Origin of the sequence: Microcystis sp. LE19-41.2A, from assembly GCF_027530405.1 — a bacterium.
GTDB lineage: Bacteria > Cyanobacteriota > Cyanobacteriia > Cyanobacteriales > Microcystaceae > Microcystis > Microcystis aeruginosa.
This window is the reverse complement of the sequence record NZ_JAPZQJ010000153.1, coordinates 1-8,873: the sequence shown is the minus strand read 5'-3', so window position 1 is coordinate 8,873 and position 8,873 is coordinate 1. Positions and strand designations below refer to the sequence as shown.

8 protein-coding genes are annotated in these 8,873 nt (G+C 42.6%); 5 read left to right on the top strand and 3 right to left on the bottom strand.

Annotated features, from left to right (window positions below; all coding sequences use genetic code 11):
• Positions 1-141: 141 nt before the first annotated feature.
• Both malQ and O9290_RS06485 read right to left on the bottom strand, forming a co-directional pair.
• On the bottom strand, positions 142-1,644 hold the full coding sequence (malQ, locus tag O9290_RS06490) for a 4-alpha-glucanotransferase (RefSeq protein WP_288057213.1): 1,503 nt from the start codon (positions 1,642-1,644) through the stop codon (positions 142-144).
• A 178-nt stretch (positions 1,645-1,822) separates the two neighbouring features.
• Positions 1,823-1,987: a hypothetical protein gene (locus O9290_RS06485; RefSeq protein ID WP_170915522.1), complete on the bottom strand. Its 165-nt coding sequence runs from the start codon at positions 1,985-1,987 to the stop codon at positions 1,823-1,825.
• Between the two features lie 460 nt (positions 1,988-2,447).
• Here O9290_RS06485 and O9290_RS06480 point away from each other — a divergent pair, with 460 nt between their 5' ends.
• The 4 genes from O9290_RS06480 (at position 2,448) to O9290_RS06465 (ending at position 5,648) form a co-directional block, all read left to right on the top strand.
• Entirely contained in the window at positions 2,448-3,359 is a 912-nt protein-coding gene (locus O9290_RS06480) for a hypothetical protein (RefSeq protein ID WP_288057211.1), read from the top strand.
• Positions 3,360-4,008: 649 nt separating this feature from the next.
• Positions 4,009-4,335, top strand: a complete 327-nt coding sequence (locus O9290_RS06475; protein ID WP_002762393.1) for a DUF433 domain-containing protein — start codon at positions 4,009-4,011, stop codon at positions 4,333-4,335.
• Positions 4,332-4,691: a DUF5615 family PIN-like protein gene (locus O9290_RS06470; protein ID WP_125730976.1), complete on the top strand. Its 360-nt coding sequence runs from the start codon at positions 4,332-4,334 to the stop codon at positions 4,689-4,691. Before O9290_RS06475 ends, O9290_RS06470 begins: the two co-directional genes overlap by 4 nt.
• Before the next feature lie 54 nt (positions 4,692-4,745).
• Entirely contained in the window at positions 4,746-5,648 is a 903-nt protein-coding gene (locus O9290_RS06465) for an RpnC/YadD family protein (protein WP_288086833.1), read from the top strand.
• 29 nt (positions 5,649-5,677) lie between these two features.
• On the opposite strand, the gene O9290_RS06460 is transcribed toward O9290_RS06465, so the two are convergent.
• Positions 5,678-6,178: a sigma factor-like helix-turn-helix DNA-binding protein gene (locus tag O9290_RS06460; protein ID WP_002796191.1), complete on the bottom strand. Its 501-nt coding sequence runs from the start codon at positions 6,176-6,178 to the stop codon at positions 5,678-5,680.
• A 183-nt stretch (positions 6,179-6,361) separates the two neighbouring features.
• On the opposite strand from O9290_RS06460, the gene O9290_RS06455 reads away from it, so the two are divergent.
• Complete coding sequence (locus O9290_RS06455; RefSeq protein WP_288086832.1) at positions 6,362-8,599, top strand: FdhF/YdeP family oxidoreductase; 2,238 nt, start codon at positions 6,362-6,364, stop codon at positions 8,597-8,599.
• Positions 8,600-8,873: the final 274 nt, after the last annotated feature.

Here is an 8,873-nt window from a genome sequence, read left to right as displayed (position 1 = left end):
TTGCGGGGATCGGGGGGAAAATTCAGGTACTTTTTCCCTGAAAATTAGGTAATTGACTACCTCAAAATCGGTAAAACCCCACACCCCACACCCCACACCCCACACCCTGCCCCCAGGAAAAGCTTTTTCAGCAAACCCTATTTAACGATTTCTGCCAAAAAGATTGACTAAATCTCGCAATCTCTCGCTATATTCTCCGGTTAAAGCTTCCTGACGATAGCGCCATGACCAATTCCCTTCTGCGACACTGGGGGTATTCATCCGCGCATCCGATCCTAAACCTAACACATCCTGTAACGGTACGATCGCCTGATTAGCCACGGAACTATAAGCAAGTCGAATCAGATCCCAAGCCACTCCCTGACCACTGGGAGCGCCAAGATATTGATAAAGTCGCGCTTTTTCGTAGTCATTGGCGTTATCCTGAAACCAGCCCACAGTGGTATTATTATCGTGAGTGCCGGTATAAATCACACAGTTGCGTTCGACGTTGAAAGGAAGATAGGGATTACCCGCGTCACCCCCAAAAGCAAAGTGGAGAATCTTCATCCCGGGGAAGGCAAAGTGATCGCGAAAATCTAAGACTGCTTGGTCAATATCGCCCAAATCTTCGGCAATAATCGGCAATTTACCTAAACGAGCGCCAATAGTATTAAAGAGATCATAACCCGGGGCCTTCAGCCAACGACCATTAATGGCGTTTTCCTGGCCAAAAGCCACGGCCCAATAGGCCTCTAATCCGCGAAAATGATCGATACGGATAATATCGACTAGGGAAAGAACCCCTTTTAAACGGCGTACCCACCAGTCAAAGCCCGTATTTTTGAGATAATCCCAGTTATAGAGAGGATTGCCCCATAATTGCCCCGTTTCTGAGAAATAATCCGGGGGAACCCCGGCCACTTCCAAGGGATTACCGGTTTGGGTATCTAGTCGGAAAACCTGCGGATTTGCCCAAACATCGGCACTATTATGGGAGACATAAATGGGGATATCACCGATAATCTCGATACCGAGGGAGTTAGCATAGCGTTTTAGGGCTAACCACTGCTCAAAAAACTCAAATTGCAGGAATTTGTGCAGAAAAATCTCCTCTTGTAACTCCTGTTTCGGTGTTTCCAACGCACCCCAATGACGTTCGCGAATTTCTGTCGGCCATTCCATCCATGCTTTACCCTGGTAAGCGTGGGATAAAGCCATAAATAGAGCGTAATCCTCTAACCAATCGGCATTGCCAGCACAAAAGCCAGCAAACTGTTTGTAAAGAATTGTGTCAGAACCCTTGACAAAATTGCTCGCCGCCTTTCTAAGTAGAGGAATTTTCCAAGCGATCAATTTATCAAAATCCACTTGATCGAGGGGAAAATCGGGAATATCCTCGAAATCTGCCTCACTAAGCAGGTTTTTTTCCCGAAGAATATCGAGACTAATCAAGAGATGATTGCCAGCAATGGCACTAAAACTCATGTAGGGAGAGTTACCGTACCCTGTCGGGCCTAAAGGGAGAATTTGCCAGAGTTTTTGACCACTTTGAGCCAAAAAATCGATAAATTGATAGGCTTCCCTACCTAGTTCTCCAATCCCGTAACGACCGGGGTGACTGGTGGGATGAAGCAAAATACCGCTAGAACGGCTAAAAGCCATGAAAAAACCCCCTTATCAGTGATTCGGTTAGCAGTTATTAAGTGTTTAAAGCTGAATGCTCACTGCTATCTCCAAGCTAACCCGATCTCGATCGATAACGGCAATACTTAACAACTTTATTAGACCTATAGGACACAATCAGGCATTACAGCCGTACATTAACAGATCGTCTTTCCAGTTAAAAAGATTCCTTCGGATCACGTTCCACGTTACCCGGGTAGGTGAAACTGGCACTCGTTGCCGTCGGTTTGACGCGGCTCGATAGTTGGCTGATGGCCGCTCTTTCCTCTTGGGTGAGGGGGCGATCGATAGCTTGGAATTCGTAATATTGGTATTCGCTCATGGCGTGCAACCTATCTCAAGGTTTATGATCGATATGCTGATAATTGTACGGGGATAGTTAGGGTTTAAAGATAAATTCGACAGGACGGGCGCTCTCGGATGTATTAGGAATAGCAAGAATATGCAAATCGCCCGATCTTTACCGATAAGGAAAAAGTTCGGGTGATCGATCGGTAATTTCCCCGCATCGGTCTTTTCAAGAAATCTAATCTATTCCTTTGGATAGTGGCACGGTCAAAATCGATAAGATTATAATTTCTTTTGTTAAGCACTTTAGCGATCGCTGGATATTGCTGCCATCGGCTATCGCAATTCACTATCAGCTAATTATTAAAATTTATGAAAACAGCCTCATTCGTTGAGATTATCGGAGATAGAGTAGGGATAGATAAGAGGGAAATAATTAGAGCCTTTTGGCATTGTTCAGCTTAGAGCGTAGAGTAGAAAGGAGGTGTCTTAAGATGACTAACGGAGACGATGATCAACACTTGCCTCTTGCGTGGGAAAAGGGGAAAGTTGTCGCACAATTTTTGGGAGTTATTGCTAACACAGCAATAGCTTTGGTTATTTTCTGGGTTGGCAGTGCTTATAATGCACAAATTGAAAATCAAAAGCTGACACAAGATTTAAGGATCAGATACATTAATTTAGCTCTGGAGATCATCAAAAGCTCTGGAAGTAGTGATGAAATTCGCACTTGGGCGGCTGACGTAATACAGAATAGTTCAAAGTATGTTACTGAAATTCAAATGGATGAAAAGACCAAGGAAAAACTTAAATTGTGGGGGTTAGAAGAAAAACAAGCTAAATCAAAAGACACAAATGTTGGCACACAACAAACCATAGCTGATGGTATTACTTTAGATCAAGCTTTACGGGAAGCATTGACTAGGAATCCTCCTTACACAAAACGGGGTGATCCCTCCAAATATACTGACTTTAACCTTTTCATCTGCAATGAAAATAGTTCCGTAGCCACTCCATTAGCCAACTTAATTGCATATAAGCTTGACCAACAAAATCATGGCGAAATGCAGGTAAAGGTTCTTAGTGATGAGGAAGAGAAAAATGAGTTTAAAACCTTATTACCCAGAGGATTTATCACTGTAATTACGGATGAAGGTCATCCTGAAAATGGTGAATGGGGTCGTATTAGCGATCTCCTGCAAAAAGCCATAGGAAGCGTTACTGAACCAAGCAATCCTCTATATAAGCAACTGGTTAGCTCACCTGAAAACAAAATAAAAATACTTACAACAATTCAGAAGCCTGACATCAAGCAGCAATTCAATGCTGGCAAATACTCTCCTTGGCGCATTAGCATATTCATCTGTCCTAAGCCCTCCGATCGATCGGGCGATACTAATAATTAACCCCTCCCGGTGTGCGTCTATACCCCGAACTTGTCCAACCTTCTCCCACGAGGACTCGCCCTCCCCAACCTGAAAGTATATTACTCTTTTCTTCTTTTCTGGGAGAGGGATTGGGGTTGAGGGCAATTAACCATCTCTGCCATTACTTTTGAAAAATGGCATTAGAGAGCGTTAGGCAGGGACAGTGACCGCCGAAATCAGCAAAGACCGTTCAATTCCCGCAAAACAGCCTGATGTTTCTGCCGCGCTGACCTTTCCTCGGTCGATGTGCGCTGGTTGCCGATGGTCGATAGGTGGATTTCGATAATCTCGTCAATTCTTTCGCTCGATGGCATCGAGTTCCCGACATATTTCGGCGGCCAGCCGATAATCCAGACTTCCCGTTAAAGTAGCTCCGTCATAGTGGCTGCCAGCATAGCAGCCGGGGTTATGGCAGCGGGGCAGTTTATCCCGGTTAAAAGTTTGAAAACAAGGGAAGCACAAGGTAAACTAATTATGATAAAACATTAATATAGAGGTTCTCACACCTGTGTGGCACAGTTAAACCTTTGCTGATTAAGCTTTTTAACATTGATAATGTACCTCCTGCGAACAGGAAATACTATAAATAAGCGGTAAAAATGAAATAAAATTAAGGGGAAAATTAATTATGCAACTAGAAGATTATTTCTTATTTATCTCCGAAGATGATATTAGAATCAAAGGTCATCGGCTCGGAATTGACAACGTACTCTTTTATTTCTTGGAAGGCTATACCCCAGAAGAAATAAATGCTATCTATCCCGATCTAAGTTTAGAGAAAATCTACGCAACTATTACTTATTATTTACAGAATCGGCAAAAAATTGATGCCTATTTATTGCGCCTCCAGAATTGGCGAGAGACTCGCTACCATGAAGCACTGAAAAATCCTTCGCCTCAACGAGAAAAGATGAGAAGAATTAAACAGCAAAGGCAAGATTCTGTCAAGGTATGAAAATCAAGTTTTTACTCGATGAAACCTTATCCCCCCGCTTGAAAGTCGCTGTCTTAAGGTTAAATCCAGAGATAGATATTTTACGCATTGGAGAGCCGAATACACCACCGTTAGGAACTCTTGACCCTGATGTTTTACAGTATTTAGGATTATCTCAACGACTCTTGGTGACAGATAATCGTACCAGTATGACTGAACATTTAGAAGAATATTGGCAAAAAAATCAACAAATCTGGGGACTGTTTTGGATACGTCCCACAACAACAATGGGAAAACTAGCCGAAGAATTAATTATGATTTGGGAAACTACCGAAGCAGAAGAATGGATCGATATTGTCGATTGGATTCCTTTTTAATTAATGATATAATAAGATTATTGCCGTCCTTTTTATGCTTAATTATTAATTTGAATGACTCGCCAAATTCATGACCAATTTGCTAAGGAATATTTAGAGGAATTACTAACACCTCTAGGGACGATTAGAAAAAGTAAGAAAGTAAAAAGTGAGGTTCAAGAAATCGATGTCTGGTTTGAACCATTTAGCTCACCTCCTCCCACTGAGTTACCTTTAGGATTACTTGGAAAAATGGCGGCTACTTCCTGTTTGTTTGAACCTTTCCGCAATCCCCCGACCGAGGTAGAGATTCGCAGTTGTTTGTCAAAGTTATACACGGTTCATGGGGATGTCTTGAGAAAAGCGAAACGGTCAAACAAAACTCTAACAGAAGCTGAACTACCAGTTCTCTGGATTCTAACGCCCACCTTTTCAGCTAGAATGATTGAAGATTTCGGGACTCACAGCGATGAGAGTAATTGGTTAACAGGGGTTTACTTTTTAGCGAAGTCTCTCAAAGCGGGCATCATTGTCATTCATCAATTACCAGTAATTGAAGACACCTTATGGTTGAGGGTATTAGGTAAAGGAGGAACTCAAAAACGAGCAGTTGAAGAGTTAGTTGAACTGCCAGAACGCAATCCTTTTCGAGAGAATTTATTGGAAATTCTGGCCAACTGGCGCAAGAATTTAGAGTTGAGAGATAATTTAAGTACAGAAGAACAGGAGGACATCATGAATCTATCACCAGCTTATTTACAACAAAGGGAAGAGTGGAAGCAAGAAGGGATACAACAAGGTAGTTTAGAAGAACGGTATTCCCTGATAACCAGTCTTCTGGAAGGACGCTTTGGCCCCCTAGATTCGGAATTATTCAGTCTAGTAGAAAAGATTGCCCAACTTCCCATCTCGGAACGCACCGCTTTACTTCTTTCTTTAGCGAATTTATCCCGCGAGGAATTGTTGGAAAGATTGTAAATTTCGTTTCTCGCTCTTCTTACAGTCGTTCAACGATAATTGTTTTCCTTTTGTTTTTGCCGATAAGCTTCAAATTCGGGGTTACTGGCAAGAATTTGACGAACGCGCTCGCGACTTATGCCGTATTTATCCCCTATTTGCTGATAGCTTAATCCTTGTCTATGGAGTTCTAAAAAATCGTAGCTTTTTTGCAGTTTTTCCTTTCTCTGTGCATCCCGTCTTGGGGTTGGACTCTTATCGCTAAGGTGTCCTACTATTTCCCTTCCCAACTCAGTCAAAGAATATTGAGAATCGTGGAAACTAACCAATCCTTGTTTTTCCAATTCTTTAAGTATTTTATGTACTCTGGTTAAATTATGAGCAGTTGTTGCCAATTGCCGAGATGGATCGGAAAGTATCCCCATTGCCGAATCGATTTGAATCGGATAATCTAACATCCCTTTCAGAATCTGTTTCTGTTTTACTTGGAGATTGGCGATCATCTCTTCTAAATGTTGAAAGTCTTCATTTTCATCCATCAGAATTACCATTTTAATAGACCTCTCCTTAGTCTGATAAAATCACAATCAGGGGATATTGTCAACAACTAACCGTAGCTTACCCAGTCGTTTATGCCTTGCTGATGCACTTTTTGAAAAATAGTGATAAACTCAACCGTATTGGGTACAATCTTCCTCTCGGAGAGATTTAAGGAAAAATCGGGAGAAAAAGCGATGACAGAACGAGAAACATCGGACAAAATAGAAGCGGGCGGGGGTTTTCCCGTATTGCAATATTGGGCGGAAAAAACCCTCTCTCCTCAAGGGGTTAAACTCTGGCAAACCTTAAATCATAAAAGTGCCTGTTTAGCTTGCGCTTGGGGAACGGGAGGACAAAAGGGCGGTTTTGTCAACGAAGCGGGGGAAAGTCTGCAACGTTGTCTCAAAAGTGTCGAGGCAGTTACTTCCGAATTAATGCCAGGTATTAAAACCGATTTTTTTCAGACCTATCATCTCGCTCAATTACAGTCCTTAACCTCCCTAGAATGCGATCGCTTGGGTCGTTTTAGTTATCCCGTCCTCTTAAAAGCCGGAGAAAGTCACTATCAACGTATTAGCTGGGAAGAAGTTTATCGATTAGCTGAACAAGCTTTTCATCAACCGTCCGAGACCATTGCCTCCTATAGTTCGGGACGTTCTTCTAATGAAGCCGCCTATCTCTTACAATTGTTTTTCCGGGCATTAGGAAGTAATAATTTAGCCGATTGTTCCGATCTCTGTCATGCCGCATCGACGGTAGGATTAAAACAGGTTTTCGGCTCCGGGACTTCAATGGTCAGTCTGGAAAGTTTAAAACAAGCCGATTGTGTGGTATTGATCGGTTCTAACGCCCCCGCTAATCATCCTCGCCTGATGAATGAATTAATTCAAATTCGTGATCGCGGCGGTAAAATTATTATTATTAACCCGCAAATTGAAGTCGGATTGGTCAAATTCTCCTCACCCGCTTTTCCGATTAAATCTTTATTGCGGGGCGGTTCCGATATTTCTACTCTCTACCTACAGCCGATTCCGGGTAGCGATACCGCCCTATTCGTCGGATTACAAAAATCTTTGATCGAACAAAATTTGGTTCGGTGGGATTATCTCAAATCCCGTACAGAAAATTGGCAATCTGTTATAGATTATGCCCGACAAATACCCTGGGAAACTATTACTAAAACCTGTGGTTTATCCCGAGAAGAAATTGAAGCAACCGCCGCCCTTTTCGGCAATTTAGAGCGTGTGGTTTTCGCTTGGGCGATGGGGGTTACACAACAGGAAAATGGTGTCGATAATATCATCAGTATCGCTAACACGGCCTTACTCACGGGTAATGCCGGCAAAATCGGAGCCGGAACCATGCCAATCAGAGGTCATTCTAATGTACAGGGCTTCGGTTCTATGGGCGTTACAGTGAGATTACGTCAGGAAATCGCCGAGGCACTTGCTCAACTTTTAGGAAAGCCATTAAATATAACCGGCGGTTATGATACCAGGGCATTAATTGAAGCTGCCGAAGGGGGAAAAATTAACACTCTTTTCTGTTTGGGAGGTAATCTTTATGGAGCAAATCCAGATTTAACTCAAGCCAAAAAAGCCTTAGCACAAATTGATACGATTTTTTATGTAGCCACTAAGCCAAATTTAGGACATTTTCAGGGATTAGCCCGACAAAATACGGTAATTTTACCCGTCTTCGCTCGTTTTGAAAATCCTCACCCGACAACCACCGAATCGGGCAATAATTTTGTCCGTTTTAACGAGCGGGGAAGCAGTCATCTACAGGGTTCCGATGTCGATATCATCTCGGAAGTAGAACTATTAACAAATATTGCCGTCAAGGTTTTAGGCACAAACCCGATTGATTGGTCGAGATTACACGATACTGCCTATATTCGTCAGTTAATAGCTAAAACGATTCCGGGTTATCAAAAAATCGGGCAATTAGATCAAACCCAAACAGAATTTACCATTAGCGGACGGATTTTTACCGAACCCCATTTTCCGACCTCAACCGGAAAAGCGCAAATGTCTGTCACCCCTTTACCCACTTTAAAAGCACCGCAAAAGCAAGATTTTAACCAACCGGAAAATGCCCCCGGAATTGCTCTGATTCTTGGAACAGGACGCAGTTATGGACAACATAATACCGTCGTTTATCAAGTGGGCGATAAATATCGGGGAATGCCTCACCGTCATTGTTTATTAATGAACGTCGAAGATGCCAAAAAAGCGGGCCTTCAAGAACATCAACGAGTCACCGTCCAAGGAGATGCCGGCAAATTAGAAAATATCGAACTTATTTTCGGTCCGATTCGCGAAGGTGTTGGCTTTATGTTCTATCCCGAAGCCAATGTTTTATTCAAGGCTAAAATCGACCCTCGCTGTGGAACCCCCGCTTATAAACGAGTTCCCGTCTGGGTTTTTTAGTTATCAACTCCTCTGATTTTCTTTTTTGGAAATAATGAAATAGGGTTAAGCAGGTAGGCGTTAAAAATTATCAGACACCCCCCTTATCAAGGGGGGCAGGGGGGATCCCCCCGCCTATCGGCACCCCCCTTATTAAGCTATCCATTAGTCGGATCTTTCTTAACAAAAAGAGAAGAAACTTAAAAAAAGGGGAAACGATTGATAGGTATAGTTTTGAAAGAAGGAATTAAGGTGGAGGTAAGCAAAAAAATGGAGAAATGGGCAGCCCAAGAAT